Raw genomic sequence first — 26027 nt, forward strand, 5'->3', positions numbered from 1 at the left:
TGCGCGGTTCGGCTATCTTGCGGCCGTCCCCGGTCTCATACGGGCCGGGCGGGGCTTCCGTTCAGTCATCGCCTCCCCTGACCGCGCGGGCCCACGGCGACGGTGGTGATCCGGCCCGCGGCGGCCGGCGCGACACGTTTCACGTCCCCGGCCGGGACGTGGCCGAGCACCCAGGTCACCTCTCCTCAGCCGAGCGCGCCGACGGCCGCGACGAGGAGGGCACGGATCTGGGCGGTGACCGCGAGCCGCTGGGCGACGAAGGCGGGGTCGGTGACCGAGCCGGTGGCCGGGTCGGTGTTGCCGGGGCCGAAGTGCAGCACCGGGGTGTGGACATGGCCGCCCGGGGCGGGCAGCGCGAGCCTGTCCCGCAGCAGGGTGGCCCGGTAGGCGATCTCGTTGGAGAGGTAGTCGCCGCCGCCCCCGGCGCGGGCCGCGGAGCCGGGGGTCGGGCCGCCGTCACGGGTGACGGGGTCGGTCGCCCCGGCGGGGACCTCGGTGACGGTGGTGCGGTCGTGCACCGGGAAGGGGCCGGTGCCGGCGGCGAGCGCCGTGTACGGGAGCGTGGACGCCGTCCACTGCGGCTGCCGGCCGGCGGCCACCGGGACCGGGACCGGGCCGGTGACGGACAGGCCGGTGTTGTCGGGGTGGCCGCCGCGCCAGGCGCCGTTGAAGCGTTCGAGGTCGAAGCGTCCGTCCCGGCCCTGGCTGACGGTGGCGAACAGGTCGACCCTGCGCGGGCCGGGCCGGAACCGGGGGCGCAGGACGGCTTCGACCGCGCCGTCGGCGAAGTCGTCCCAGCGCACCGGGAAGACGACGGTCTCCACGCGGGCGGGACCCGAGGCGGTCGCGAGGGTGACGCCGTCCAGGGCGAGCGCCGCGGCCCCGGAGGGATTGCTGCAGCGTATGTCGGTGTCCAGCCGGAAGGGGTCGAAGCCGGTCAGCAGGATGCGCCGCACGCCCTCGGCCAGGGGCGGGCGGACGGCGTCCTGTCCGCGCGAGGCGCGCTCCAGCCGGGCCGCGAGCGCGGCGCGGCCGGCGGCGGGCAGCGCGAACGCCGGTTCCCACCGCCGCAGTTCCGCGCCGAGGGCGAGCCGGGCCCAGTACAGCGGCCGGTCGTCGTCGTGGCTCAGGTCACCGCCCACCACCCCGCGGCCCTGGGCCCGGTCCACCGCGGCCCGCCACAGCGCGCGCCCGTGCCGCCGCACGCTCCGGGCGGCCGAGGCCAGGTCGCGGGCCTCCGCCAGGGCCCGGGCGAACCGCGGGGCCGCGGTGTCGAAGCCGCCGCGGCGCAGGATCTCCCGCGGCACGGCCCGCTCCAGTCGCAGTTCCTCCGCCGTGGGCGGCGGCACGTCGGCGGGCACGGCAGGGCGGAGCGGCAGGCGCATCGCGGGGGACCTCCGGGCGGTCGGGTACGGGTCGGCCGCCCGGAGCATGGCGCACCGGGGCACCGCTCCGCCAGGGGCCCCGGGCGCTACGCCGGCTTGCGGGCGAGGAAGAAGATGCTCGGCCCGAACCCCACGCGGGCCAGCGGGGACTGCAGCGCCCCCTCGGCCCGTACCAGCGTCGCGTGCGGGACCACCCGCTTGAGCCGCGCGCTGCGCAGGTTGGACACCGACAGCCGGCGCTCCACGCGCAGCCCCGCGGCCTCCAGCTGCGCGGCGACCGTGCGCGGGTGGTGGTTGACGAACGGGATGCTGTCGCGCTCGCGGTTCTCCCCCGAGCGGATGTCCACCGGCGAACGCGGCACCCGCCGGCGGTGCGCCGCGTAGCGCAGCCGGTTGGCGGCGTGCGCGAGGTTGGCGGTCTCGACGACGGCCGTGCCGCCCGGCCGCAGCACCCGGGCGATCTCGGTCAGCGCGGCCCCCGGGTCGGGCAGGTGGTGCATGACGCGGATCATGGTGACCAGGTCGACGCTCGCGGAGTGCAGCCCGAGGCCCCCCGCGCTCATCAGCCGCATGCTCACCCCCGCGAGCCCCTTGAGGAACTCCTCCGCGTCGTCCAGCTGCTTGCGGCTGGCGTCCACCAGCGTGACCCGGTCGGCGAACTCCCGCAGCACCGGCACGAGCCGGCCGAAGCCGCCGCCGACGTCCGCCGCGTGCCCGAAGTGCCGCCCTTCGAGCAGCCGCCGCAACGCGGCGACCTCGGCGTCGTGTTCGTAGCCGCGGCCTTCCCAGTACGTGCGGTAGCTCTGCGGATTGTCGTCGTACTGGTTGGTGCGCTGCGCCATGGCGCGCCTCCCCCTCGCGTGCTCGTCCTCAGCACATAAGTCACGCGGCAGGTGCGGAACGGTTCCCTCCGGATCCCGGTGGCTACGGCTTGCGCAAGTCCAGCCGCCCCACGGGCGCACCCGACTCCGGCCGCGGCTCCGGCACCTCCTGCGGCTGCATCAACGCACGCACCAAAAGCGTCGCACCCGGCATGAGCAGCACCGACGCCAACGGCACACCGAAACCCAGCGTCAGCGCCATCCGCCCACGCAGCATCCGCATCCGCAACGGGACCTCACGCCGCTGGAAGGCCACCCCGCCGAGCCCCCGGCGGCTACGGCTTGCGCAAGTCCAGCCGCCCCACGGGCGCACCCGACTCCGGCCGCGGCTCCGGCACCTCCTGCGGCTGCATCAACGCACGCACCAAAAGCGTCGCACCCGCCACCGCACCCGGCATGAGCAGCACCGACACCAACGGCACCAGGAAACACAGGATCAACGGCACACCGAAGCCCAGCGTCAGCGCCATCCGCCCACGCAGCATCCGCATCCGCATCCGCAACGGGACCTCACGCCGCTGGAAGGCCACCCCGCTGAGTTCGAGGGCGAGGAAGTATCCGGAGACGCAGAAGCCGATCGCGGGGACGACGGTCTGGCCGACGAAGGGGATGAAGCCTGCGGCGAACAGCAGGACGCCCCAGGCGGCGACCCGGACCAGCACCCGCAGGCTGTCCCGGCCGGACTGCAGCAGCTCCCGCCACAGCGGGACGTCGGGTGCGTCGGGCGCGCCGCCCTCGGTGACGTCGACCCGCTCGGCGAGGGACTCGTAGAAGGGCTGGCCGACCAGGAGCGTCACCGCGGTGAAGGAGATCACCGCCAGCAGCAGGCCGCCGCCGAAGGCGACCGCGGTGAGCAGCCCGCGGAACAGGCCGCGCCAGGGCGAGTCCCAGTCGTCGGCGAAGGGGGTGGCCCAGGCGGTCGCGTCGTCGGCCCAGAAGGCGAGGACGACCAGTGCCGCCACGTAGCCGACGAGGGTGATCAGCGCCGGCAGCAGCCCGAAGCCGAACCAGCGGCCGTGCCGGAGCACCCAGCGCTGGCCATCCACGAAGAGCCGTATCCCGTTGGCAAGATCTCGCATGCGCGACAGGGTATGCGAACCGGCGCGCGGCCGGTGGGGCTCAGACCATGACCTCGCAGTCCCGGGGGCCCGAGGGGTCCGGGTCGAAGAGGCAGACGTCGGAGCCCGTGTCGCCGGTGACCACGCCGGTGCCGGCGATGTCCTCGGCCTTCAGGAAGAGCACGTCGTCGCCCGGTCCGCCGCCCACGGTGCCGGAGTTGGCCCCGGCGTCGCCGATCAGGTCGACGAGGTCGTCGCCGTCGCCGCCGGTGACCCGCCCGCTGTTCTCGCCGTTGATCTCGATCATGTCGGCCCCGCCGCCGCCGTCGACGGTCCCCGCGTTGCCGCCGTGGACGGTGATGACGTCGACGCCGCCGCCCCCGGCGACCACGACGCCCGCGGGGACACCGCCCGGGCAGTCGATCTCGTCGAAGCCCTCGGTGCCGGTGACGACACCCCCGGTGACCGTCCGGCCGTTCACCGTGCAGCCGGCGACGGCGGGCGCGGGCGGTTCTCCGGCCCGCGCGGCGCCGGTCAGCAGCGCGGACGCGCCGGCCAGGACGAGAGCCGCGCCGGCCAGGACCGGACGGGTGCGCGTACGTGCCGTCATCGCTGCTCCTCGGGTGGACGCCTGGAGTGGGGGGCGGTTGGCACGAGCGTCACGTCACCGGAGGCGGCCCGCAATCGGGCGGGGGCCGGCCGGGGGACCGCACCCGCAACGGAGCCTGACGATCCGTCATCATGCGGCGGGCGTCCCCGGGCCGGGCGAGGACGACCCCGCACCCCGGGGAGGGTGTCAGGGACCTCCCCGGGGTGGTGGGTCAGCCGCCCACGGCCACCGGCACCGTGAGACGGCGGTCGGCGACGCTGCGCGCGACCTCGGCGGTGTACGTACCCGCAAGAGTGCGCCAGTCACCCTCCGAGGGGTCCCAGATCTGCGCGGCACGGCGGGGCAGCGCGATCCGGGCCTCCGTCACGGCGCCCGCCGGAAGCTCGACCGGGAGGAATCCGGCCAGGACGCGGGCCGGGCGCCCGCCCGCCGGGTCCTCGCCCGCGGGCGCCGCCAGGTAGACCTGGACGACCTCCCGCCCGGGCCGGTCACCGGTGTTGCGCAGCCGTACGGTGAGCGTCCCCAGGGTGCCTCGCCCGCCGTCCGCGGCCGGTCCCTCCGCCGGTGCGAAGGAGGCGTCCTCGTAGGCCCAGTCGGTGTAGCCGAGCCCGTGCCCGAACGGGTACGCGGGCTCCGCCCCGGCCCGCTCCCAGGCGCGGTAGCCGATGAAGACGCCCTCGTCGTAGCGCAGGACCCCGTCCCGGGGCACGACCTCGCCGACCGGGGCGTCGGCCAGCCGGGCCGGCCAGGTGGTGGGCAGCCGGCCGCCGGGCTCGGCGGCGCCGAGGAGGACGTCGGCGAGCGCCGCGCCGGCCTCCTGTCCGGGGAACCACCCGATCAGCACCGCGGCGACCTCCTCGCGCCACGGCATCTCCACCGGCGAGCCGGCGTTCACCACGACCACCGTCCGAGGGTTCACCGCGGCCACCGCGTGCACGAGTTCGTCCTGACGGCCCGGCAGCCGCAGGTCCGCGCGGTCGAAGCCCTCGCTCTCGACCCGCTCGGTGGTCGCGACCACGACCACCGCCACTTCCGCCTCCCGCGCCGCCGCGACGGCCTCCGCGATCAACTCGGTCCCGTCCCGCTGCGGTTCGCCGTGGACGAGCGAGAAGACGACCGCCCGGACCGGCCCCCTGCGGTCCCGGGGCAGGACGTGGGTCAGTGAGACCTCGACGGGCACCCCGGCGGTCAGTACGACCCGGCCGCGTTCGACGGGCGCGCCGAACATCCCCTCGAAGGGACCGGACTCGGGCCCGGCGACCTGGGTCCCTTCGTAGACCGGCGCGCCGTCCACGACGAGCCGGAAGCCGCCCAGCCCCCGGGTGCCGAAGTGGTGGGCGCCGCTCTCGCGGGGGGTGAAGGTGCCGGTGACCTCGACGGAGCGCAGGGTGTCGTGGGTCACCCCGTCGGGCAGGTCGCCGCCCATCCACTGCACGTGGCCCCCGGGCAGCGTGCAGGTGCCGAGGACCTCGCCCGCCGCGTCCCGGCAGACCGCACGCAGCACGAAGCCGGGCCCGGCGGGCGCGAGTTCCTCGTTGGGGTCGGCGCCCACGGCGTAGGCCAGGGCGGTGCCCTCCGGCAGCGCCGCGCGCAGGCCGTCCAGCGGCGCGACCACATGGGCGGGGAAGACCTGCGCGGACCCGCCGCCGAGCACCCGGGCGTCACGCGCGGCCGCGCCGATGAGCGCGATCCCGCGCACCGCGGCGGGGTCGACCGGCAGGACCGGCCGCCCGCCGCGCGGCTCGTTGCGGACCAGGACGAAGGAGCGGCGGGCGATCTCCCGGGCGAGCGCGGGGCCGTCGATCGCGGCGGGGATCCGGTCGGCGGGCACCGCCGCGGGGGTGCCCGCCAGCAGGCCCACCCGGGCGGCGAGGCGCAGCACGTTGCGCACCGCCGTGTCCACGGCGGACTCCTCGACGCGGCCCTCGCGCACCGCGCGGGCCAGTGCCTGCCCGTAGACGGTGCGCGGTTCCGGCATGGCCACGTCGAGGCCGCCGGCGAGGGCGGCGGCGGTGTCCCGGGCGGCCGCCCAGTCGGAGACGACGAAGCCGTCGAAGCCCCACTCCTCACGCAGCACCTCGTTCTGCAGGCGGTGGTGCTCGGTCATCGTGGTGCCGTTGACGGAGTTGTAGGCGGCCATGACGCCCCAGGGTCGGGCGTCCCTGACGATGGCCTCGAAGGGCGCGAGGTAGAGCTCGCGCAGGGCGCGCTCGCCGATGACGTTGTCGACGGTGAAGCGCTCGGTCTCGGCGTCGTTGGCGACGAAGTGCTTGACGGTCGTGCCGACCCCGCCGTCCTGGACGCCCGCGACGTAGCCGGTGCCGATCTCACCGGTGAGGTACGGGTCCTCGGAGTACGCCTCGAAGTGCCGCCCGCCCAGCGGCGAACGGTGCAGGTTGACGGTCGGGGCGAGCAGGACGTGCACGCCCTTGCGACGTGCCTCCTGGGCGAGCAGCCGCCCGGTGCGGCGGGCGAGGGCGGGGTCCCAGGTGGCGGCGAGCGCCGTGGGGCTGGGCAGCGCGATCGAGGGGTCGTCCGCGGTCCAGCGCACGCCGCGCACCCCGATGGGCCCGTCCGACACGACCAGCGAGCCCAGTCCGATCTCGGGCAGCGCGGGCAGCGACCACATGTCCTGCCCGGCCAGCAGCCGTGTCTTCGCGTCGAGGTCGAGCTTGCCCAGCGCGCGTTCGACCGCGTCGTCGAGCGGGGTTCCGGAGGTGTCGCTCATGGGGTGGACTCCTTCGTGAGGACGTGACAACCCGTCGCCTGCCTGCCTGACTGGTCGCCATCCTCCGGCCCGCGTCCTGTTGATCGGTAGGTGTCGTCACCTCTTCGTTACTTTCGGCCCGTACCCGGCACGGGGCTAGGCTCACGCCTGTGACTGCCAACGACCGCGGCCGGGGACTCGGCCGCGCGGTCCGCAACGAGGACCGCAAGGCGGAGATCATCCAGGCCGCCCTCGAAGTGATCGCCGAACGCGGCTACCGGGGGGCTTCGCTGGCCGCCGTCGCGGAGCGGGTCGGGCTCACGCAGCAGGGGCTGCTCCACTACTTCCCGACCAAGGAGGCCCTGCTCGTCGCGGTGCTCGAGGTCCGCGACCGGTGGGACATGGCCTCGGCGGCGCTGCACGGCACGGCCTGGCCGATGGAGATGGTGGCCAACCTGGTCGAGTACAACGCCACCCGGCCGGGCGTCGTCCAGGTCTTCAGCGTGCTCGCCGGCGACAGCGTCACCGAGGACCACCCCGCGCGGGAGTACTTCAGGGACCGCTACACACGGGTGCGCCGCTGGGCCGCCGACTCGCTGCGCGCCGAGTACGGCGGGACGCTGCCCGGCGGCCTCACGCCCGAGCAGGCCGCCCCGTTGCTCGTGGCCGTCATGGACGGTCTGCAGCTGCAGTGGCTGCACGCCCCCGGCGAGGTGGACATGCCCGCGGCCTTCCGGCACTTCGTCGCCCTGCTCGGCCCGGCCCGCGACGACGGGGAACCCCGCGGCGCCTGAGGGGCGCACCCGCCCGGGCACGCCCCTCGTCCCCGTTCGCGCCGCGGTCACTCGGGCAGACGCACCAGCATCTTCCCGGTGTTGTCGCCGCGCAGGACGCCGAGGAAGGCCTCCAGGTTGTTCTCGATCCCGTCGACGACGGTCTCGCGGTAGCGCAGCCTGCCCTCGCGGATCCAGCCGCCGACCTCCTGGACGAACTGCGGCTGCAGGTCGTAGTGGTCGCCGACGAGGAAGCCCTCGATGCGCAGCCGGTTCTGGATGAGCCGGGACAGGTTGCGGGGGCCGGGGGCGGGCTCGGTCGCGTTGTAGAGGGCGATCATGCCGCAGACGGCCACCCGGCCGCGCAGGTTGAGGGCGCCGATGGCCGCCTCGAGGTGCTCGCCGCCCACGTTGTCGAAGTAGACGTCGATGCCGTCGGGCGCGGCCGCCGCCAACTGCTCGGCCACGGGGCCGTCCTTGTAGTTGAAGGCGGCGTCGAAGCCGTACTCCTCGACGAGGAGCTTGACCTTCTCGTCCGAACCGGCGCTGCCGATCACCCGGGAGGCACCCTTGAGCTTGGCGATCTGGCCGACCTGGCTGCCGACCGCGCCCGCCGCGCCGGAGACGAAGACCGCGTCGCCCTCCTTGAGGCCGGCGACGCGCAACAGGCCCGTGTAGGCGGTGAGGCCGGTCATCCCGAGCACGCCCAGGTAGGTGCTGAGCGGGGCGAGGTCGGGGTCGACCTTGACCGCGGTCTCCGCGTTGACCAGGGCGTACTCGCGCCAGCCGAGGAAGTGCAGCACGTGGTCGCCGGGGGCGAAGCCCTCCGCGCCCGAGGCGACGACCCGGCCGACCGCGCCGCCGTGCATCGGCTTGTCCAGCCGGTACGGCTCCGCGTACGACTTCGCGTCGTTCATACGGCCCCGCATGTACGGGTCGACCGACACGTAGAGGTTGCGCACGAGGATCTCACCGGGTCCGGGCTCGGGGACCTCGGTCTCGCGCAGCGCGAAGTCCTCGGGCTTCGGCCACCCGTGCGGGCGGGCGACCAGGTGCCATTCACGGCTCTTCGGCATGGGGAACGCCTCCAAAGCTTTAGGTTCTTAACTAACCATGAGCCTGGATGTTTGAGGAAGTCAAATAAATCGGCATGGGCGTGTCCCGTCGCACACCGCGGCGACGGCCGGTGGGGCCGCAGGACGGAGCAGGACGGAGCGGGTCCGTGGACGAGCCGGGAAGGACGGGCCCGGTGCCCGTCAGGTGCACCACCACAGGAAACGGGTGCAGGAGGGCGTCGGCTTCGGCGTGTGCGTGGGGGGCGCGGACGCCGGGCTCGAGTTCTGCGGCGCCGAGGTGGTGGGGCCCCCGCCGGCGGGGGGCTTGGTCCCGGAACCGGCGGGCGGCTGGCTGACCGAGGCGGAGGCCGAGGCCGAGGGGGACGACGACTCCTTGCCGCTCTTCGAGGCGCTGGGCGACGCGGAGGCGCTCGCGCTCGCGGACGCCGAGGCGTCGGAGGCGGGTGCCGCCGGGTCCTCGGAGGTGTCGCCACCGGGCGAGGAGGTCGGGCGCGGGGAGGCCCCGTCGGTCCGTGCGTCGTCCGAGGCGGCCGTGTTCGCACCCGTCACGTAGCCGGCTAGCGGGAGTTCCGCCACGCTCCAGCCGACGAGCACGATCGCGGCGCCCACCAGGGTGCCGACCAGCAGCCGGGAACGGCGGCGGGTGCGGACGCGGCGGGTGCGGGCCCGGCTGCCGGAACGGCGCGGGGAGCTCTCCGCGGAGCCCCGCCCCGCGGCCTTGCGGCGATCCGCACGACCGCCCTCGGGCGGCGCCGGGGTCTCGCCCCCGCCGGTCCCGGGCTCCTGCACGGGCGCGTCGGCAGGCCCCTGCGCACCGAGCTGGTGAGCGGGCGTTCCGCACCCCGGGCAAGACAGGGCGCCGTTGATGTGCCGTCGGCATGCTGTGCAGTAGTCCATTGCCCCGGCAGCGTATGGGACGCGACGATACGACGTACATATGAGTTGACCGTCGATCCCGTGAAACCTCTGTGAAACCCGGGACATGCGGGTTTAGGGGCCGATCAGCCCCGAATCAACCCCGAACCACCACGGAATCAACCACCGAACGGCACATCGGGCATCCCCTGCCCGGCTCCCGGCACCACCAGCAGCGATCCCGACAGCGGCCGCTGCGCCAGCTCCCGGGCGTCAAGGCCCGCGCTCGCGGAGGTGATGTAGAGATCGGTCAGCGAAGGGCCGCCGAAGGCGCAGGCGGTGGGCCGCCGTACCGGCACCTCCACGACCCGGTCCAGGTCCCCCCGCGGGGTGTAGCGGCGCACGGCTGCCCCGTCCCACAGGGCCACCCAGACGCAGCCCTCGGCGTCCACGGTGAGGCCGTCCGGGAGCCCCGCGGCCTCCTCGACCTCCGCGAACGGCCGCCGCCCGCGGACGAGTCCGGTGTCCCGGTCGACGTCGAAGACGTCGACGCGCCGGGTCGGGCTGTCCACGTAGTACATGAGGGAGCCGTCGGGGCTCCAGTCGGTGCCGTTGCTGACGGTCACGTCGTCCAGCACCGGCTCGACCGTGCCGTCCGGGGCCACCCGGCGCAGGGTCCCGCCGCCGGGCGCCTCGTCGTAGCGCATGGTGCCGGCCCACAGGGTGCCCGCGGCGTCCACGGCGGCGTCGTTGGCCCGCCGGCCGGGGACGGGGTCGCGGTGCAGCCAGCGGAAGGCGCCGTCCGCGTCGTACAGCCCCACGCCGTCGCGCAGGTTCACCACCACGCCGCCGGCCGCGCGCGGCTTGGCCGCGCCGACGTGCTGCCCGGTCGCCATCACCGACTCGCCGCCGCCGGCCGGGTCGTACCAGTGCACCCGGGAGGCGAGGATGTCCACCCACAGCAACCGCGCGCCGACCGGGTCCCAGGTGGGGCCCTCGCCGAGCCGCGCCCCGGCCTTGAGGGCGAGTTCGACGCCGCTCATCGCGCACCGCCCCGGTGCCCGAGGCGCTCGGACAGCCCGGCGGCCCCCTTGACGGCCAGTTCCTCCAGCTCGGCCCGGCGCTCCTCGGTCCAGCGGATCATCGGCACGGAGATGCTGAGCGCGGCCACCACCCGTCCCGCCGAGTTGCGGACCGGGGCGGCGACGCAGGAGACGTCCGGGTTGGACTCGCGCCGCTCGACGGCGACCCCCCGCTCGCGCACTGCATCGAGCTGGCGCCGCAGTTCGTCGGCCGAGGTGATGCTGTGCTCGGTCATCGCGGGCAGCGGCCCGTCGCCGGGCAGGCGTTCGTCGAGGGCGTCCGGGGGCAGCGAGGCCAGCAGCATCTTGCCGACGGAGGTGCAGTGCGCGGGCAGCCTGCGTCCGGCCGCCGACACCATCCGGACCGCGTGGGTGCTGTCCACCTTGGCGATGTAGATGACGTCGGTGCCCTCCAGGATCGCCACGTGCACCGTCTCGTCGCAGGTCTCCGCGACCGAACGGGCCACCTGCTGACCCTCGGCGGCGAGGTCCAGCTGCTCGGCGTAGCGGCTGCCGAGCTGGTACGTGCGCACGCCGAGGCGGTAGCGGCCGGACTGACCGGACTGCGGCACCAGGTAGTTGCGCGCGGCGAGGGTCGTCACCAGCTCGTGCACGGTGGTGCGCGGCAGACCCAGCCTGCGGGTGATCTCGGGCGCGGACATCGTGCCGTCGCCTTCGAGGAAGAGCTCCAGGATGTCCAGGGCTCTGGTCACGGCGGGTACGAGACGTCCCATCTCTGCTCGCTCTCTCCGGCGCCTGTTCGATATTCCGTATAGCGATCGGTATCGCGAACGCAGCGTATCCGCGCCGGGTCGTAACGGGCAATGGCCGCGCACCGCGCCACGCCGATTGTCTGCTTGTCGGATAACTCTATTGCCCTTTGCTACTTTCTCAGTGCCCATCAGGGGCTTTGCACCGCTTTCCCACCTTTCGGTGATTCCTTCACCTCTCTCCTCCTACGGGGTCGCCGTGACGATCACGCCCAGCAGCATGCGCAAGACGCCCAACCGGCCCGGGGGGCTCGTCCCCTCACCGGCCACCGGCAACGGCGACCGGCCCGCCCCGGTCCCCGGCGCCCCCCGCCGCCACGACTACGCGCGCCACGGGACGCTCGCCGGACCCCTCAACGACCCCCCGCGGCCAGGGGTGCTGTACCGGGTCAGGTACCGCAGCCTGATCTCCCGCGAAGGGCACCGGATCCGCACCTGGCTGCTGCTCACCGCCGCACCCCTGGCCTCGCTGGGCGTGCTGGTCTGGCTCGTGCAGCCGCGCCACTGGACGGCCCGCGAGACCGCGCCGCAGTGGGCGCACGTCGCGGACACCGCGATGCTGGTCTCCCTCGGCCTCCTCGAACTCCTCCGCCTGGTCGCCGTCCTCGCCCACGCCCACGCCACCCTGGTCGCCCGCGACCCGGTCCCGGTCGCCCCGGCACCGGGCACCCGGGTCGCCCTCCTGGTCTCCTCCGCCCCGGGCGGGGAGTCCCTGGAGGGGCTGCGGGCCACGCTGGAGGGCGCGGTACGCGTCCGGCACGACGGCCCCGTCGACGTGTGGCTGCTGGACCAGGACGACGACCCGGAGGCCCGGCGGCTCTGCGGGACGCTGGGCGTACGGCACTTCACCCGCAAGGGCGTCGCGCGCTGGAACCACCCCAAGGGCGCCCTGCGCGCCGGCGCCCGGCACGGCGACCACAACGCCTGGCTCGACGCCCACGGCGGCGACTACGAGTTCACCGCCTGCGTCGGCACCGGTCAGGTCCCGCTCCCCCACTACCTGGAGCGGATGCTCGGTTACTTCCGCGACCCGGACGTCGCCTTCGTCGTCGGGCCGCAGGTCCACGGCGACCACGACACCGCCGTGACGAGGGCCGCCGAGAGCCACCGCTTCCTCGTCCACGCCTCCGCGCAGCGGGCCGCCAACCGTTACGGCTCCGCCCTGTTCACCGGCACCACCGACGTCGTCCGCGTCTCGGCGCTGCGGCAGGCCGGCGGGATGTACGACTCCGCCGCCGGCGACCTGGCCACCGGGTTGGAGATCCACGCCCGCCGCAACCCCGCCACCGGCCGCAAGTGGCGCTCGGTCCACACCCCGGACGTGGTGGCCGTCGGCCGGGGACCGTCCTCCTGGCACGGCTTCTTCGCCCAGGAACTGCGCCGCAGCCGCGGCACCTACGAGTCCCTCCTGCGGCAGTTCTGGAAGGCCCCGTGGAAGCTGCGCCCCGGCAGCCTGCTCACCTACACGCTGACGGCCGCCCGTTACCCCCTCTCGGGCCTCGGCTGGATCCTCTCCGTGCCGGCCTGCGCGCTCTTCCTGGGGCTCGGTGCCTCCGGCACCCCCTTCGACCCCACGGTGTGGCTGGCGCTCCACGGCGCCGCCGTCGCGTTCCGGATCGCCCTGTGCCTGGGGACCCGCGGGCGCAACGCCGGCCCCCACCGGCCGAAGGGGTCCTTCGGCGTCGCGGGGCTGGTGATGTCCGCGGTGTCCGCCCCGCTCCACGTGCTCTCCCTGGTACGGACGGTGCTCCGGCGCCCGCAGGGCCGGCTCGCCGCGGCCGGGGGCGACCCGGCCCGCCCGGACCGGCTCGCCGCCTTCCGCGTCCACCTGCTGTGGGCGGCCCTGCTCGCCGGTTCGCTGCTCGCCTCGGTCCCCCGCGGCCACGCCCACCCGGCGATGCGCGTCTGGGCCGCGATCGCGCTGCTGACCTCCCTGGTCCCGCTGCTGGTCTGGCGGTGCAGCGTGCTGCGGCGCCGGGTGGCGGGCGTCCTGGCCGCTCGGCGGGCGCGACGGGCCCGGCGTACGGCAAGGGGCCGGCACCGCGCGCCCAGGCAGCGCGCCACCGCCCGCATGGCGGCGGTACGGCACCACATGGCGCGGCGCTGAGGAACACCGCAGGACCCGGCACACGAGGACGGCCGCCCGGTACGGGCGGCCGTCCTTGCTTCGTCCTCGCCTCGTCCGCCTCAGCTCCCGCCGGGCGCCGCGGGCCTCGACGGCACCGCCCCGGGGGCGGCCGAGGGGGAGCTGGAGGGAACGGCCACCGAAGCCGGGGCATTCAACGGAGCCGGGGCAGCCGCAGAGGGCGGGGCGGACGCCGGAGCCGGGGCGGACGCCGACGGGGTCCAGGTGGGTACGGCGGGGGCGGGTCGCAACGCCCGTGCCGCCGGCCGCCGCCCGGCCTCCCGGGCCAGTTCGAGCGCGTACGCCGCCCACCAGTGCCCCTCGGGCGGCGCTCCCCGGCAGGCGCCGTCGGACTCACCGGGCTGTTTCACCCACAGGTAGGCGTCCACCAGCGGACTGCCGGTGCGCACCGTGGGCGCGGGGCCGAGCGCCCGGTCCGGCGGATTGCACCAGGACTGCGCGTTCCTGCGCACGGCCGCCCAGGGGCCCTTGCCGTTGCGGCTGGTGTCGATGACGTAGTGGGCGCCGCCGAGCAGCCCGGACAGCCGGTCGCCGTACTCCGTGCTGACCCCGGTGGTGTGGAAGCCGGCGACGTTCAGCGCGAAGCCGTCGGCCCGGCCGATCCCGGCGAGCCGCAGCGCCGCGGCGAGCGCGCGCAGGTCGGGGACCCGCCCCGGGTTCCCCGCGTCGAGGTAGACCCGGGTACCGGTACGTGCCTTGAGGAGCCCCACGGCCTCGGCCAGCAGCGCCGCCCGGCCCGGGGGCGGCCCGGGGGCGGCTCCCCCGCAGCCGGCCACCAGGCCGGCGACCGCGTCCGGTTCGAGGACCACCACGGCCGGACGGCCGCCGATGCCGCCGGAGACGCCGGTGACCCAGCGGCGATAGGCGGCCGCATCGGCGGCGCCGGTCGGGCGGCGGACGCAGTCGCGCCGCGGGAGGTCGTGGAGGACCAGCACCGGGATGCGGTGGGCGCGTTCGGCCGCCGCGGTGATCCGGCGGGCCTCGCCCGCGGCGTCCGGGGTCCGGTCGTCGAGCCAGGTGGCCAGCGGCTGGTCGGCGATCCGCCGCAGCAGCGCGGCGTCCGCCGTCCGGCCGCGGGCCTCCCAGGCGTCGGCCTGACGGGCGGCCCGGCTGTCCGGGTCCACCCAGAACGGGGAGGGCCCCCCGGTGGCAGGCGGGGCCTCCGCCAGGGCCGGGCCTGCGGTCCACCCCGGTGACAGCAGCACCGCCGCTCCGGCCAGCCCGGCCACCACGCGTACGGTGCGTGCGCCGGACCGTCGGGCACGTGCGATCGCAGCGAGAACCATGTGATTTACCGTCACATCGACCGCCGGGCCACGCCGCTTCTGGTGCGCCGAACGGTCGCCCGGAGACCGAATAACTGACGAAGCGTCATGTGCTATCCGAATCCGGTACGACTATTCGGGTGATCATGCGCATCCATGGACAAATCGGGTCGTTGGTCAGATCACGACCTTTGGTCCCCTCCAGTCCGAAAGGATCAGAAGTGAAGCGTTTCTCCAAGGCTGTCGCCCTGACGGTCGCCACCGGTGCCCTCGTCCTCGGTTCCGCCACCACTGCCCTCGCGAGCGGCTACGACGGCGGTGGCAAGGGCGGCAGCCACGGCTACGGCAAGGGCTACGGCAAGGGCTACGGCTTCGACGGCTACGGCTACGGCAACCGCCGCAGCGGTGCCAACGCCCGTGCCATCGCCGCCGGCTCCCCCGGCATCCTGAGCGGCAACGTCATCCAGGTGCCCATCAACGTCCCGATCAACGTCTGCGGCAACGGCCTGAACGCGATCGGCCTGCTGAACCCGGTCGCGGGCAACGTCTGCATCAACGGCTGACGCGAACCGTCACACCTGCCGGGGCCGCCGGAGGTCACCTCCTCCGGCGGCCCCGCCATGTCACAGGCCGTTCGTGTAGGCCGTCAGCCGCGCGGTGCCGTAACCACCGTCGATGGGCACGTTGCGCAGGGCGTGACCGGTCAGCCACTGGCTGAGCGCCGTGAAGGACGCGTCCCCGTGGGTGTCCTTGTACAGGGCGGCGATCCCGGTGACGTGCGGGGCGGCCATCGACGTGCCGTCCATGTCGCGGAAGCTGCCGTTGAGGTACGCCGACAGGATGCCCATGCCCGGTGCGTGGATGTCGACGCACGTGCCCCAGTTGCTGAACCAGGCACGGCGGTCCTCCTGGTCGATCGCCCCGACCGTGAAGGCCGTCCGCGAGCTGGCCGGTGAGACGAAGCACGCGTTGAGGTTGTCGTTCCCGGCCGCGGCCACCGGGAACACCCCGGCCGCCGCCAGCCCCTCGACGGCACGGTTGGCCGCCGGCGACCAGCGCCCGGACAGCGACAGGTTCGCCACGGCGGGCTTCTTCGCGTTCCCGGCCACCCAGTCGATGCCCGCGATGACTGCGGAGGTCGACGTGCGCCCGACGCACGGGAAGACCCGCACCGACACCAGCGTCGTCTTGCGGGCGACACCGGTGTAGGTGCCGCCGACGACGCCCGCCACGTGGGTGCCGTGGCCGTTGCAGTCCCCGCCGTCCAGGCCGTCGCCGATCGCGTCGTACCCGGGCACGGCACGACCGCCGAAGTCCGGGTGGGAGAACTCGATGCCGCTGTCGACGATGTACGAGGTGACCTTGGCCCCGGTGGCCCGCACCGAGAAGCCGGTGCCCCCGAGGGCCCGGTTGTTGATCCGGGTCAGGCCCCAGGGCGTGAAGCCGCCCAGGGCGCGCACGCCCGTCGCCCGCGGTCCGGAGGAGTCCGGTACGGGGGCCGAGGGCGAGGCGGGGCCGGGTGGGGTCAGCGGGACCTGGACCGGCTTGGTCCCGGTCACCGGGGAAACGGACTCGCCCGGCGCCGCGGGGTCCGGCGCGGACTGCCCGGGCGCCGACTGCTCGGGCACCGACTGCCCGGGCGCCGCCTGCCCGGGCCTGGCCGGTTCCGGCTCCGCCTGGTAGGGCACCGTCTGGTCCGGAGCCGACTGCTCCGGACCGGCCGGTTCCGGCATCGCCTGCTCGGGTGACTGCCCAGGCGACTGCTCGGGTGACTGCCCGTCCGGTCCCGCCGGCAGGGGTGCTCCCTCGGCCGGCGCCTGCTGCGGTCCCTCCTGTTGCGGGCCGGGGCCGGGGAAGTCGACGGGACCGGTCGGCTCGCCCGGGACGTCGCCCGGGTAGGGGGGTTCCAGGTCGGTGTCGGCGGGGGCGTCCTCGCCGAGCGGGATGGCGACCACCGCGTCCTGCTCCACCTGGTCGACGCCGGGCGCGGCGCGTACCCGCTGCACCTGGGCCGGTGTGAGCCGGGCGGCGAAGCCGGAAAGCGCGTGCCGGTAGGTGAAGAGCGGCTCCACGCCCAGACCGTCCAGGACGGTCCGCGGCGCGGTGCCGTCGTCCAGGGTCACGACGTACTGGTCCGGGATCGCTCCGGGAGGACCGGGCCGTGGTTCCGCCGCGCTCGGAAGGGGCGCCGTCAGGGCGAGGGCGGGAAGAGCAGTTATCAGGGCGGCGGAGGCGGTCCGTCGCAAGGAAATTCGCATCTGCGGAGCTCCTTGTCCGGTAGCAAATCTGACGACCCCCCAGGTTTCTGGTTATCAGCTGACCATCCTGGACGCCCTGTTCCGGCGGCTGTTCGGGTGATGCTCCGCATCCGCCCCGCCTTGCGCGTCGTTGACCAGACCGCACGTCAGTGACCAAGGAAAGGAAGAGCTCGTGAAGCGTCTCTCGAAGGCCGCAGTGCTGACCGTCGCGGCCGGTGTCGCGGTGATGGGCAGTGCGGGCGGCGCCCTCGCAAGCGACGGCGGCAAGGACCGCCACTACGACCGCGGCGGTGCCTCGGCCGAGGGTGCGGCCATCGGCTCCCCGGGTGTGCTCAGCGGCAACGTCATCCAGATCCCGGTCAACATCCCGGTCAACGTCTGCGGCAACGGCATCAACGCCGGCGCGCTGCTGAACCCCACGGCCGGCAACGCCTGCTTCAACGTCTGACGGCAGCGCCCGCCCCCGGGCGCCCCGCCATCCGTCCGCACCTCATTCTGGAGCTTCGCAACATGCTGAAGAAGGCACTCGCCTGCGCCACTCTCGCGGTGGCCGCCGCGGGCAGCGCCGCGGCCCTCGCGCCGACCGCACAGGCCTCCGACGTCCACGGTGGGAACTACTCGCAGAACGTCAACGTCCTGCCGCACCTCTGCCTGGACGTGAAGCGGGTCTACGCCCTCAACCCTGTCGCGCTCGACGCGCTGACCGAGACCAGCGGCCAGCAGTGCAACGAGAAGTCCAGCGTGGTGGACGGGCACAAGTCGGCGCTGTCCGACCTCGCCGACGTCGGCGCGTACCAGAACTGATTCCGGGCGGGATCCACGGCGGCCGTCCCCGATCCACGGGGGCGGCCGCCGCTCGTGCGTGCCGGCACGCATGGGGGAAGGGCCCGGCCCCACGGAGTTCCGTGGGGCCGGGCCCTCGGTGTGCCCGGTCCCTCAGTTCTGGTAGGCCCCGGCGTCGATCAGGTCGGACAGCGCGGACTTGTGCCCGTCGACGACCTTCGACTTCTCGTTGCACTGCTGGCCGCTGGTCTCGGTCAGCAGGTCGACGGCGAGGGGGTTGAGGGCGTAGATGCGCTTCACGTCCAGGCAGGGGTGCGGGATCAGGTTGACGTTCTGCGAGTAGTTCCCACCCGAGGTGTCGGAGGCCACGGCGGCGGGGACGACGGCGCCGGTGGCCGCGACGGCGAGAGAAGCGCAGGCAAGAGCCTTCTTCAGCATGGGGAGTTTCTCCTCTGGGAGTTCAACGACGTCCTCCGGACGCCGACATCAGGAGCAACGCCCCCCGCCGGGTGGACGTGACGGTCATTGCTCCAGGTTTTCCCTCATTCACTCCCAGGCCGTAGGGCACGCCGCTAATACGAGGAGTCCGCGTCCAACGAACCGAGGACGACGGCGCTGTTGAACCCGCCGGTCCCGCGGGCGAGCACCACGGCCGTCGTCAGCCGTTCCGGCCGTGTCCAGCGGGTGACCAGGCGGACGCCGTACCGCTCGCGGGCGGCCCGCGCGTCGCCGCCGCGGGTCGGCGGGATCACGCCGGTGCGCAGGGCGAGGGCGGCGGTCACGGCGTCCAGCGCGCCGGCGCCGGAGGTCAGCCGGCCGACACCCGCCTTGGGCACCGTCATCGGTACCTCCGCCAGCCGGTCGCCGAAGACCCGCTGCAGCGCCGCCGCCTCGGCCGCGTCCCCGGCCGGGTCGCCGGCGCCGTCGGCGAAGACCACGTCCACGTCCCCGGGAGCGCGTCCGGCCTGCTCGAGCGCCGTGGTGACGGCCCGGGCCAGCTGGACGCCGTCGGGCGCGGGAGCCGTGTGGTGGTGCGCGTCGTGCGTGGCGGCGTGGCCGAGCAGTTCGGCGTAACCGCGCACCCCGCGCTCGGCGGCGTGCGCCTTCTCCTCCAGGACCATCAGGGCACCGCCCTCGCCGGGGACGAACCCCGAGGCGTACGGGCTGAAGGGCAGGTAGGCCCGTTCGGGGTCGGTGCCGCGGTGCACCGTGGGCAGGGTGGACTGGCAGGCGAGCGCGAAGGGCGACAGCGGCGCCTCGGTGCCGCCGACGATCACGGCCTTGCCGCCGCGCCGCAGCCGCCGCCAGGCGTGCTTGAGCGCGTCCAGGCCGCCCGCGCCGTCCGCGGCGACGACGCCGCAGCCGCCGGTCAGCCCGTGCCGGATGGAGATCTGGGCGGCGCCGGCCGCGTGGAACCAGGCGATGGACTGGTGGGCGCCGGCCTGGCCGGGCTGCCGAGCCCACAGGGCGTGGGTCTCCCGCTGGCCGGACTCGTTGCCGCCGGAGCCGCTGGAGGTGACCACCGACAGGTGGAACGGGGGGTGGTCGGCGGGCCGCAGCGCCGCGTCGGCCAGCGCCATCTCGGCCGCGGCCAGGGCGAACCAGGTCCAGCGGTCGGTCTCCGCGCGCAGGGTGTCGTCGATCCAGCGGGCGGCGTCGAACCCGGTGACCTCCCCGGCGAGCACGACCGGGGAGCGGCTCGCGTCGGGCCTGCCGAGCGGCCGGATGCCGTTGCGCCCGGCGACGGTGGCCCGCCAGTAGGGGCGGGCGCCGACACCGGTGGGGGCGACGACCCCGAGTCCGCTGATGACCGCGCGTGTGCTCATGCCTCCGCCTCCCGTTCAGGGTCCGGCTCCAGGGCCGAGAAGACCATCGCCGACTGGAGACCGCCGAGCCCGCAGGCCACCGACAGTGCGTGCCGCACCCGCCGTTCGCGGGCGAGCACCGGGGTGTAGTCGAGGTCGCACTGCGGGTCGGGCCGCAGGAGGTTGGCGGTCGGCGGGATCACCCCCCGCCGCACGGCGAGGGCGCAGGCGGCCATCTCCAGGGCGCCCGCCGCGCCGAGGCAGTGGCCGATGACGGACTTGACGGAGCTGACCGGGACCTTGCGCGCGTGCTCGCCGAGGGCGCGCTTGTACGCGGCGGTCTCGTAGCGGTCGTTCTGCACCGTGCCGGAGCCGTGCGCGCTGATCCAGTCGAGCTGCTCGGGGACGATGCCGGCCTCCGACATGGCGGAGATGATCGCCTCGCTCAGGTCGTAGCCGTCGGGGCGCAGACCGGTCATGTGGTAGGCGCCGGTGCGGTTGTCCCAGCCGCGCACCTCGCAGTAGACGGACGCACCCCGGGCACGGGCGTGCTCCAGTTCCTCCAGGACGAGCACGGCGCCGCCCTCGCCGAGGACGAAGCCGTCGCGCCGGGCGTCGAAGGGCGCCGGCGTCCGCTCGGGGTCGCCGGCGAAGGCGGTGGTGGCGCGGATCGCGTCGAAGCAGGCCACCGTGACCGGGGAGATGGGCGCCTCGCCCGCGCCCGCCAGCATGACGTCGGCCTCGCCGTCGCTCAGCGTCCGGAAGGCGCAGCCGATCGCGTCGACGCCGGAGGTGCAGCCGGTGGAGACGACGGAGGAAGGGCCGTGCAGACCGTGCCGCAGCGAGAGTTCGGCGGCGGCCGAGGAGGGGTGCATCGCCCGGTGGAGGAAGGGCATGCCGTGGTCCGGGCTGACCTCCCAGTGGCGGCCGCCGTCGCTGGCGACCACGTACTCGTCCTCCAGGGTGACGGTGGCGCCGACGGCGGTGCCGAGGCAGACCCCGATGCGGTCGGTGTCCTCGGCTTGCGTGCGCAGCCCGCTGTCGGCGAGCGCCTCGGCGGCCGCGGCGAGCGCGAACTGGGCGAACCGGCCGTTGCGGCGTATCTCCCGGGGGGTGAGCCCGGCCGCGAGGGGGTCGAAGTCGGCCTCGGCGGCGATCCGCGAGCGGTACCGCGAGGGGTCGAAGCGGGTGATCCGGCGGATCGCCGGCCTGCCCCCGACGATCCGCTCCCAGAACGCCTCCCGCCCGACGCCGCCGGCGGCGACGGCTCCGACGCCCGTCACCACCACCCTGCGCGCGGTACGGCCTGCGGTCACCGGTCGACCAGTTCGCGGCCCGGCGCCGGGCCCTCCGTCGCCGGACCCGTCGCGGTGGCGGCGCGGGCGATGGCGGCGGCCTCCTCGCGGGTCTCGGTGTCGACGTGCCCCAGCTCCGGACGCGGCGCGAGCGGGGCCAGGAAGAACACGGCGCGGGCCACCGCGTCGGAGGTGTTCACCAGCCGGTGGCGGACCCCGCGCGGGACGAGGAGGGCCTCGTTGGCGGCGACGCTGCGCGGGCAGCCGTCGAGGTCCACCCGCACCTCGCCCTCGACGACGACCAGTTGCTCCTGCGAGTACGGGTGGTAGTGCTCGGCGACGGCCTCGCCCGGACCGACGGTGACCATGCCGCAGAACCCGTCCGTCGTGCCGACCGAGGTGGTGGTCAGCAGGGTGCGGATGTCGCCGCCGCGGCGGGTGTCCGCGTGGGTGTCCAGGGTGCCGACGGGACGGATCCGGCGGGATTCCAGCCGGTCCTTGACCAGCTGCATCTGGACGCGGGAGTTGCTGTTGATGCGTTGCCGCATGCCCTCGTCGTCGACGGGCGCGTCCACCTTCATCCGGAAGTCCTGCAGCCAGCGCATGCGGGTGCTCTCCGGGCCGAGTTCCTCGTACTGCCAGTAGATGTTCATGAACTCGAACGGCCCGGTCTCCAGCCGCCGGGCCCGCACGGTACGGGTGGCCGGGTCGGCGGTGCGCTCGGACACCCAGGACCAGACGCGGCCCTTCTCGTCGGGGTGCATGGTCAGGCGGAAGCGGGTGGTGTCGCCCTCCTGGGAGATGATCTCGGCCTCGGCGTACTCGCTGAACAAGGTGGGCCAGCCGGCGACGTCGTTGGTCCGCAGCCACACGTACCGCAGGGGCGCGTCGATGACGATCTCGTTCTCGGTGTGCATCGTCATCGGGTCCGCACCTCCGCCGCGGGATGGCCGGACTGACGTTCCGTCACTGAGGTCATGGGGGCACTACCTCCAACCGAGCGGGCCGAATAATCACACAATCGGTCCCCGCGGTGACGGAACGTGTCACGCCCTCGCGGCCCGCTCCACCCGTACGGGGGCACACTTGGTGAGGGCCCGTCAGCGGCCCATCCGGCGCCGGTCGACGGCGGACGGGGCACGAGGCGGTCCTGCGTCCGGTGCGGCCCGCTCTCACGCGCGGTGGTGGGGCGCCTCCGTGCCGTCCACGTGGGTGCCGGGCACCACGGGGGCGTGGGCCGGCGGGAGGTCCTCGGGGACGGGCTCACGACCGCCGTCGTCCGCGCCCGCCGAGGCGGCGTGGCGGGCGGGCCCGCCGGTCCTGACCTCGGAACGGTGCGGCCAGAGCGATGTCTTCCTGTGTTTTCCGGTCATAACGGGCGAATACCCGTACCGGGCGCCCGTCACCCGTCACCCGTCACGCGGCCGTGAGCGCGACCGCCGCCTCCGCCGTGTGCACCAGGAAGGTGAGGGTCTCCTGGAAGTACAGCCGCACGCTCGTGTCGTCGTGCGACAGGTAGCCGATGGACACGTCCTGGCCGATGCGCAGCTCGAAGTCGCCGCCGCGGGTGGAGAGCAGGAAGGCCCCGTCGATGGCGGGCGCCCACACGATCTCCCCGTCCAGGAGCCGGGCCAGGTGGGCGTGGATCGGGTAGCCGTAGTGGGAGGTCTCGTTGACGGCGGTGTACGCGTCGGCGCTCAGCGCGAGCGTGTACGGGCCGCCGACGCCCGCGAGGCGGAGCGCCGAGATGGCCTGGCTGACGGCGTTGGGGTAGTCGCGCACGTCCGCGGGGAGGCTCAGCGGCGGGTTCGAGGCGCTCGCGCGGATGCCGGTGATGCCGGCCGCCGCGTACCCCTCGAAGACCGCCCGGTCCTCGGTGAACGCGATGCGCCGGGCGGCGTCCTTCACGGGCTGCCAGTCCGCGTCCTGGGCACCGCGCTCGACGATGTCGACCTCGCTGCGGTCGACCGTGAAGGGCACGCGCAGCTCGACGACCGGCTGCGCGCGGCGCACCCGGGCGAGGACGTCCCCGTGGGGCGCCTCGACCGGGTCGAGGTGGCCGGTGTTCACCCCGGCGAACTCGGGGCCGGCGGCCTCGGGCACGTCGACGATGCGGCGGGCGGCGACATGGCGCTTGAAGGTGCGCCGCGCCTCCTCCTCCAGGTCGTCCCAGGCGGCTTCGGAGATCGGGGCGAGTTCCCGGTGCAGGTTGTTCATGATGTGACGGTCTTCCTCAGGTCGCCGATCCCCAGCGACTTCGCGGCCGGGGCGGCCGCGACGGCGGGGGGATCGGGAAGGTCGTCCAGGAAGTCGGCGGAGGGCACGAAGAACAGCGTGCCGGTCACGGCCCGGGAGAAGTCCAGGATCCGGTCGTGGCTCGCCTGCCCGTCGCCGAGGAACATGTTGCGCAGCATCCGCTCGGTGACCTCGGGGGTCCGCGCGTAGCCGATGAAGTACGTCCCGAACTCGGCGGTGCCCACCCGGCCGAAGGGCATGTTGTCGCGGAGGATCTGCCGTTCGGTGCCGTCCGGTTCGACGATCGTGGTCAAGGCGACGTGGGAGTCGGCGGGCTTGACGTCGTCGTCCATCTCGATGTTGCCCAGCTTGCTGCGGCCGATCACCCGCTCCTGCGCCTCCACGGGCAGGGCGTTCCAGGCGTCGAGGTCGTGGACGTACTTCTGCACGATCACGTAGCTGCCGCAACGGAAGTCCGGGTCCTCGTCGCCCACCAGGACCGCCTCGGTCGCCTCGGGGCCCACCGGGTTCTCCGTGCCGTCCACGAACCCCAGCAGGTCGCGGACGTCGAGGTACTTGAAGCCGTGCACCTCGTCACGGACCGTGACATGGCCGCGCAGCCGGTCCATGACCAGCTGGGCCAGGGTGAAGCACAGGTCCAGCCGGCCGGCCCGGATGTGGAAGAGCAGGTCGCCCGCGGTGGCGGGCGCCTGGTGGCGGGGCCCGGTCAGCTCGGTGAAGGGGTGCAGTCCGGCGGGGCGCGGCCCGCCGAAGAGGCGGCCCCACACGTTCGACCCCACCCCGGCGACACAGCTCAGCCGCCCGTCCGGGGTGCCAAAGCCGACCGAGCGCTGCAGCCCGGACAGGTCCTCCAGCAGATCACGGACGGCGGTCTCCCCGCCGGGGTCGACCGTCACGACCAGGAAGATCGCGGACGTGGTGAGAGGGCTGAGCACCGGCTGCGGCAGCGGTTCCGCCATCACCACGCTCCTTCGGTTCGGGGGCGCGCCCGGGTCGGGGCGGACACGCACAAGTCTGCTCCGGGGCCCGGCCCGGTGCATCCTGACCAGGAGCGGCGGCGAACCCCTGCGGAAGGCGGCTGGACATGAGCGGTGGCCCGGAAGCGGACCGGCAGCGCCTGCTGACCGTGCTGCTGCTCGTCCTCACCGTGCTCAGCGGGCTGGTCGACGCCGTGAGCATCCTCAGCCTGGGCCATGTCTTCGTGGCGAACATGACGGGCAACCTGGTCTTCGTCAGCCTCGGCCTGGCCGGGGCGCCCCAGTTCTCGGTCGTCACCTCGCTGGTGGCCCTCGGCGGCTTCGCCGTGGGCATCCTCTTCTGCCGGGCGGCACTGGCCCGGCCGGCCCGCCCGATCGCGCTGGTGAGCGCGGCCGCGGTGTGCGAGACCGCGCTGCTGGCCTCGGCCACGGCACTGCACGCGCTGGACGGGCCGCGGCGCGTGCTGGTGGTGGTCTGCGCGGTGGCGATGGGCATCCAGAACGCGATGGCCGGACGCGTCGGCGTCGCGGGCCTGACCACGACCGTGATGACCCGCACCCTGGTCGGGCTGCTCAGCGGCACCGGTGCCACGGCGCACGACCGGCGGATGGCCGTACGCCAGGCACTGAGCGTCGCCGCCCTGGTGGCCGGCGCCCTGGCCGGGGGCCTCCTGGTGCTCCTGGTGGCACCGCCCGCCGCCCTGGGCGCGGCCACCGGGTGCGCGCTGGCGGTGGCCGTGGCGGCGACCGTCGCCGCCCGCCGGTGACCCCTCCCGTACCGCCGGTCAGAAACGGACCGGGAGGGCCACCAGGCCGCGGGTGCGCATCGACGGGCGCCACCGCAGCTGCGCAGGGTCCGCGTCCAGGGCGAGCCCCGGGAAGCGGGCCAGCAGCTCGGTGAGCGCGATCCCGGTCTCCAGCCGGGCCAGCGGAGCACCGAGGCAGTAGTGGATGCCGTGCCCGAGGCCGAGGTGCGCGGTGTCGGCGCGGCCGAGGTCGAGCCGGTCGGGCTCGGGGAAGCGCGCGGGGTCGCGGTTGGCCGCGGCCAGCGACAGCAGCACCGTCTCGCCGGCCGGGACCGTCACGCCGCCGATGGTGACGTCCTCCAGCGGGAAGCGCCGGATGGCCAGCGGCGCCGGCCCGTCCCAGCGGGTCAGCTCCTCGACCGCCGCCGCGGCCCCGCCCGGCTCGGCCCGCAGGGCGGCCAGTTGCCCGGGGTGCGTCAGCAGCGCCAGGACGGCGTTGCCGATGAGCTGCACGGTGTTCTCGTACCCGGCGAACAGGACGAGGAAGGTCAGCGACATCAGCTCGTCCTCGCTGAGCCGGTCGCCGTCGTCGCGGGCCGCGATCATCGCGGAGAGCAGGTCGTCCTCGGGGTGGGCGCGCTTGCGCGCGATGAGCTGCCCGAAGTACGCGAGCATGGCGGCGACCGCCTCCTTCGCCGCCGAGGGCCGCGACGGGTCCGGGGCGACCAGGGCGTCCGTCCAGCCCCGGAAGTCGCGGCGGTCGCCGGGGGCGACGCCGAGCAGGTCGCAGATCACGCGGATCGGCAGTGGCGCGGCATAGGCGGCGATCAGGTCGGCGCGGCCGTCGGGGGCCACGGCGTCCAGGAGTTCGGCGGCCGTACGCCGGACCGGCTCGCGCAGGTCCGCGACGCGGCGCGGGGTGAAGGCCTGCGACACCAGGCGCCGGATGCGGGTGTGGTCCGGCGGGTCCATGTTCAGCAGGTTGGCGTCGAGGGCGGGCGGCAGCGCGAACCCCGAGTAGTTGCCGGGCAGGGCGTTGCGCTTGTCCAGGGACAGCAGCGGGTCGCCGAGCGCCTGGCGCACGTCCTCGTACCGGGTGACCACCCAGGCGGGACGCCCGTCGGTGCCGGTGACGCGGTGGACGGGACCGGCCTCGCGGAGCCTGCCGTACGCCCCGTAGGGGTCGGCGATCAGCTCGGCGGGGTCAACGGGAACCTGCCCGGGCGGTGTTGCGTCCGGAGCGGCGTTCGGCGGGGTCGAGGAGGCCATGCCCCCACCCTAAGAGCCGGATCGTGGCGC

General features: G+C 74.5%; 26 protein-coding genes. 6 read left to right on the top strand and 20 right to left on the bottom strand.

The genetic code is table 11. The annotated features are described in order from the left end of the window. Window positions 1-185: 185 nt before the first annotated feature. The 6 genes from AC1VWI_RS16275 to AC1VWI_RS16300 form a co-directional block, all read right to left on the bottom strand. Window positions 186-1385: a PA0049 C-terminal domain-containing protein gene (locus AC1VWI_RS16275; RefSeq protein ID WP_499511734.1), complete on the bottom strand. Its 1200-nt coding sequence runs from the start codon at window positions 1383-1385 to the stop codon at window positions 186-188. Between the two features lie 86 nt (window positions 1386-1471). Continuing rightward, complete coding sequence (locus AC1VWI_RS16280) at window positions 1472-2227, bottom strand: class I SAM-dependent methyltransferase (RefSeq protein ID WP_499511735.1); 756 nt, start codon at window positions 2225-2227, stop codon at window positions 1472-1474. An 82-nt stretch (window positions 2228-2309) separates the two neighbouring features. Then, window positions 2310-2468: a hypothetical protein gene (locus AC1VWI_RS16285; RefSeq protein ID WP_499511736.1), complete on the bottom strand. Its 159-nt coding sequence runs from the start codon at window positions 2466-2468 to the stop codon at window positions 2310-2312. Window positions 2469-2541: 73 nt separating this feature from the next. After that, entirely contained in the window at window positions 2542-3345 is an 804-nt protein-coding gene (locus AC1VWI_RS16290; protein ID WP_499511737.1) for an EI24 domain-containing protein, read from the bottom strand. A 40-nt stretch (window positions 3346-3385) separates the two neighbouring features. Beyond that, the gene (locus AC1VWI_RS16295) at window positions 3386-3934 is read right to left on the bottom strand and encodes a hypothetical protein (protein ID WP_499511738.1); all 549 of its coding nucleotides are present in this window, start codon (window positions 3932-3934) and stop codon (window positions 3386-3388) included. 211 nt (window positions 3935-4145) lie between these two features. Then, window positions 4146-6662 (bottom strand): beta-glucosidase, encoded by a 2517-nt coding sequence (locus AC1VWI_RS16300; protein ID WP_499511739.1) that lies wholly within the window; start codon window positions 6660-6662, stop codon window positions 4146-4148. A gap of 149 nt (window positions 6663-6811) precedes the next feature. Between AC1VWI_RS16300 and AC1VWI_RS16305 the strand changes: the two genes are divergently transcribed. Beyond that, window positions 6812-7435: a TetR/AcrR family transcriptional regulator gene (locus AC1VWI_RS16305; protein ID WP_499511740.1), complete on the top strand. Its 624-nt coding sequence runs from the start codon at window positions 6812-6814 to the stop codon at window positions 7433-7435. Window positions 7436-7482: 47 nt separating this feature from the next. Here AC1VWI_RS16305 and AC1VWI_RS16310 read toward each other — a convergent pair whose 3' ends face one another. The 4 genes from AC1VWI_RS16310 to AC1VWI_RS16325 all read right to left on the bottom strand — a co-directional run bounded on the left by AC1VWI_RS16310 (window position 7483) and on the right by AC1VWI_RS16325 (window position 11161). Next, a complete protein-coding gene (locus AC1VWI_RS16310) occupies window positions 7483-8490 on the bottom strand; it encodes an NADP-dependent oxidoreductase (protein ID WP_499511741.1) in 1008 nt (335 codons plus the stop codon). Window positions 8491-8670: 180 nt separating this feature from the next. Then, a complete protein-coding gene (locus tag AC1VWI_RS16315; protein WP_499511742.1) occupies window positions 8671-9474 on the bottom strand; it encodes an SCO2400 family protein in 804 nt (267 codons plus the stop codon). Between the two features lie 50 nt (window positions 9475-9524). Further along, complete coding sequence (locus AC1VWI_RS16320; RefSeq protein WP_499511743.1) at window positions 9525-10388, bottom strand: SMP-30/gluconolactonase/LRE family protein; 864 nt, start codon at window positions 10386-10388, stop codon at window positions 9525-9527. After that, window positions 10385-11161 (bottom strand): IclR family transcriptional regulator, encoded by a 777-nt coding sequence (locus AC1VWI_RS16325; protein WP_499511744.1) that lies wholly within the window; start codon window positions 11159-11161, stop codon window positions 10385-10387. The genes AC1VWI_RS16320 and AC1VWI_RS16325 overlap by 4 nt, the downstream gene beginning before the upstream one ends. A 235-nt stretch (window positions 11162-11396) precedes the next feature. Between AC1VWI_RS16325 and AC1VWI_RS16330 the strand changes: the two genes are divergently transcribed. Continuing rightward, window positions 11397-13304 (top strand): glycosyltransferase family protein, encoded by a 1908-nt coding sequence (locus tag AC1VWI_RS16330; RefSeq protein ID WP_499511745.1) that lies wholly within the window; start codon window positions 11397-11399, stop codon window positions 13302-13304. A gap of 80 nt (window positions 13305-13384) precedes the next feature. Here AC1VWI_RS16330 and AC1VWI_RS16335 read toward each other — a convergent pair whose 3' ends face one another. Continuing rightward, the gene (locus tag AC1VWI_RS16335; RefSeq protein WP_499511746.1) at window positions 13385-14629 is read right to left on the bottom strand and encodes a glycoside hydrolase family 6 protein; all 1245 of its coding nucleotides are present in this window, start codon (window positions 14627-14629) and stop codon (window positions 13385-13387) included. Between the two features lie 200 nt (window positions 14630-14829). Here AC1VWI_RS16335 and AC1VWI_RS16340 point away from each other — a divergent pair, with 200 nt between their 5' ends. After that, on the top strand, window positions 14830-15171 hold the full coding sequence (locus AC1VWI_RS16340; RefSeq protein ID WP_499511747.1) for a chaplin: 342 nt from the start codon (window positions 14830-14832) through the stop codon (window positions 15169-15171). Between the two features lie 60 nt (window positions 15172-15231). Here AC1VWI_RS16340 and AC1VWI_RS16345 read toward each other — a convergent pair whose 3' ends face one another. Further along, the gene (locus tag AC1VWI_RS16345) at window positions 15232-16731 is read right to left on the bottom strand and encodes a S8 family peptidase (RefSeq protein ID WP_499511748.1); all 1500 of its coding nucleotides are present in this window, start codon (window positions 16729-16731) and stop codon (window positions 15232-15234) included. Window positions 16732-17038: 307 nt separating this feature from the next. Here AC1VWI_RS16345 and AC1VWI_RS16350 point away from each other — a divergent pair, with 307 nt between their 5' ends. After that, window positions 17039-17314 (top strand): chaplin, encoded by a 276-nt coding sequence (locus AC1VWI_RS16350; protein WP_499511749.1) that lies wholly within the window; start codon window positions 17039-17041, stop codon window positions 17312-17314. A gap of 62 nt (window positions 17315-17376) precedes the next feature. Next, window positions 17377-17670: a hypothetical protein gene (locus AC1VWI_RS16355; protein WP_499511750.1), complete on the top strand. Its 294-nt coding sequence runs from the start codon at window positions 17377-17379 to the stop codon at window positions 17668-17670. A gap of 132 nt (window positions 17671-17802) precedes the next feature. Here the strand turns inward: AC1VWI_RS16355 and AC1VWI_RS16360 are convergent, their stop codons facing one another. The 7 genes from AC1VWI_RS16360 to AC1VWI_RS16390 form a co-directional block, all read right to left on the bottom strand. Next, window positions 17803-18087: a hypothetical protein gene (locus AC1VWI_RS16360; protein ID WP_499511751.1), complete on the bottom strand. Its 285-nt coding sequence runs from the start codon at window positions 18085-18087 to the stop codon at window positions 17803-17805. Between the two features lie 134 nt (window positions 18088-18221). After that, complete coding sequence (locus tag AC1VWI_RS16365) at window positions 18222-19475, bottom strand: beta-ketoacyl synthase N-terminal-like domain-containing protein (protein WP_499511752.1); 1254 nt, start codon at window positions 19473-19475, stop codon at window positions 18222-18224. Further along, the gene (locus AC1VWI_RS16370) at window positions 19472-20770 is read right to left on the bottom strand and encodes a beta-ketoacyl-[acyl-carrier-protein] synthase family protein (protein ID WP_499511753.1); all 1299 of its coding nucleotides are present in this window, start codon (window positions 20768-20770) and stop codon (window positions 19472-19474) included. The genes AC1VWI_RS16365 and AC1VWI_RS16370 overlap by 4 nt, the downstream gene beginning before the upstream one ends. Further along, a complete protein-coding gene (locus AC1VWI_RS16375; RefSeq protein ID WP_499511754.1) occupies window positions 20767-21672 on the bottom strand; it encodes a cupin domain-containing protein in 906 nt (301 codons plus the stop codon). The genes AC1VWI_RS16370 and AC1VWI_RS16375 overlap by 4 nt, the downstream gene beginning before the upstream one ends. Before the next feature lie 249 nt (window positions 21673-21921). Beyond that, complete coding sequence (locus AC1VWI_RS16380) at window positions 21922-22122, bottom strand: hypothetical protein (RefSeq protein ID WP_499511755.1); 201 nt, start codon at window positions 22120-22122, stop codon at window positions 21922-21924. Between the two features lie 43 nt (window positions 22123-22165). Then, window positions 22166-22966: a family 1 encapsulin nanocompartment shell protein gene (locus AC1VWI_RS16385; RefSeq protein WP_499511756.1), complete on the bottom strand. Its 801-nt coding sequence runs from the start codon at window positions 22964-22966 to the stop codon at window positions 22166-22168. Continuing rightward, window positions 22963-23964, bottom strand: coding sequence for a Dyp-type peroxidase (locus tag AC1VWI_RS16390; RefSeq protein WP_499511757.1), 1002 nt, complete (start codon window positions 23962-23964; stop codon window positions 22963-22965). The genes AC1VWI_RS16385 and AC1VWI_RS16390 overlap by 4 nt, the downstream gene beginning before the upstream one ends. A 125-nt stretch (window positions 23965-24089) precedes the next feature. On the opposite strand from AC1VWI_RS16390, the gene AC1VWI_RS16395 reads away from it, so the two are divergent. Then, the gene (locus AC1VWI_RS16395) at window positions 24090-24749 is read left to right on the top strand and encodes a YoaK family protein (RefSeq protein ID WP_499511758.1); all 660 of its coding nucleotides are present in this window, start codon (window positions 24090-24092) and stop codon (window positions 24747-24749) included. An 18-nt stretch (window positions 24750-24767) separates the two neighbouring features. On the opposite strand, the gene AC1VWI_RS16400 is transcribed toward AC1VWI_RS16395, so the two are convergent. Continuing rightward, window positions 24768-25997 carry a cytochrome P450 family protein gene (locus tag AC1VWI_RS16400; RefSeq protein ID WP_499511759.1) on the bottom strand — a complete coding sequence of 410 codons (1230 nt, stop codon included), beginning with the start codon at window positions 25995-25997 and terminating at the stop codon, window positions 24768-24770. Between the last annotated feature and the right edge of the window lie 30 nt (window positions 25998-26027).

It is taken from the genome of Streptomyces sp. TOM-9, assembly GCF_056858595.1.

Bases quoted from the DNA above. Each gene is read 5' to 3' on its own strand.
- AC1VWI_RS16275 (WP_499511734.1), bottom strand. From the start codon at position 1,385: ATGCGCCTGCCGCTCCGCCCTGCCGTGCCCGCCGACGTGCCGCCGCCC.
- AC1VWI_RS16280 (WP_499511735.1), bottom strand. From the start codon at position 2,227: ATGGCGCAGCGCACCAACCAGTACGACGACAATCCGCAGAGCTACCGC.
- AC1VWI_RS16285 (WP_499511736.1), bottom strand. From the start codon at position 2,468: ATGGCGCTGACGCTGGGTTTCGGTGTGCCGTTGGCGTCGGTGCTGCTC.
- AC1VWI_RS16290 (WP_499511737.1), bottom strand. From the start codon at position 3,345: ATGCGAGATCTTGCCAACGGGATACGGCTCTTCGTGGATGGCCAGCGC.
- AC1VWI_RS16295 (WP_499511738.1), bottom strand. From the start codon at position 3,934: ATGACGGCACGTACGCGCACCCGTCCGGTCCTGGCCGGCGCGGCTCTC.
- AC1VWI_RS16300 (WP_499511739.1), bottom strand. From the start codon at position 6,662: ATGAGCGACACCTCCGGAACCCCGCTCGACGACGCGGTCGAACGCGCG.
- AC1VWI_RS16310 (WP_499511741.1), bottom strand. From the start codon at position 8,490: ATGCCGAAGAGCCGTGAATGGCACCTGGTCGCCCGCCCGCACGGGTGG.
- AC1VWI_RS16315 (WP_499511742.1), bottom strand. From the start codon at position 9,474: ATGTCCCGGGTTTCACAGAGGTTTCACGGGATCGACGGTCAACTCATA.
- AC1VWI_RS16320 (WP_499511743.1), bottom strand. From the start codon at position 10,388: ATGAGCGGCGTCGAACTCGCCCTCAAGGCCGGGGCGCGGCTCGGCGAG.
- AC1VWI_RS16325 (WP_499511744.1), bottom strand. From the start codon at position 11,161: ATGGGACGTCTCGTACCCGCCGTGACCAGAGCCCTGGACATCCTGGAG.
- AC1VWI_RS16335 (WP_499511746.1), bottom strand. From the start codon at position 14,629: ATGGTTCTCGCTGCGATCGCACGTGCCCGACGGTCCGGCGCACGCACC.
- AC1VWI_RS16355 (WP_499511750.1), top strand. From the start codon at position 17,377: ATGCTGAAGAAGGCACTCGCCTGCGCCACTCTCGCGGTGGCCGCCGCG.
- AC1VWI_RS16360 (WP_499511751.1), bottom strand. From the start codon at position 18,087: ATGCTGAAGAAGGCTCTTGCCTGCGCTTCTCTCGCCGTCGCGGCCACC.
- AC1VWI_RS16365 (WP_499511752.1), bottom strand. From the start codon at position 19,475: ATGAGCACACGCGCGGTCATCAGCGGACTCGGGGTCGTCGCCCCCACC.
- AC1VWI_RS16375 (WP_499511754.1), bottom strand. From the start codon at position 21,672: ATGACGATGCACACCGAGAACGAGATCGTCATCGACGCGCCCCTGCGG.
- AC1VWI_RS16380 (WP_499511755.1), bottom strand. From the start codon at position 22,122: ATGACCGGAAAACACAGGAAGACATCGCTCTGGCCGCACCGTTCCGAG.
- AC1VWI_RS16385 (WP_499511756.1), bottom strand. From the start codon at position 22,966: ATGAACAACCTGCACCGGGAACTCGCCCCGATCTCCGAAGCCGCCTGG.
- AC1VWI_RS16390 (WP_499511757.1), bottom strand. From the start codon at position 23,964: ATGGCGGAACCGCTGCCGCAGCCGGTGCTCAGCCCTCTCACCACGTCC.
- AC1VWI_RS16395 (WP_499511758.1), top strand. From the start codon at position 24,090: ATGAGCGGTGGCCCGGAAGCGGACCGGCAGCGCCTGCTGACCGTGCTG.
- AC1VWI_RS16400 (WP_499511759.1), bottom strand. From the start codon at position 25,997: ATGGCCTCCTCGACCCCGCCGAACGCCGCTCCGGACGCAACACCGCCC.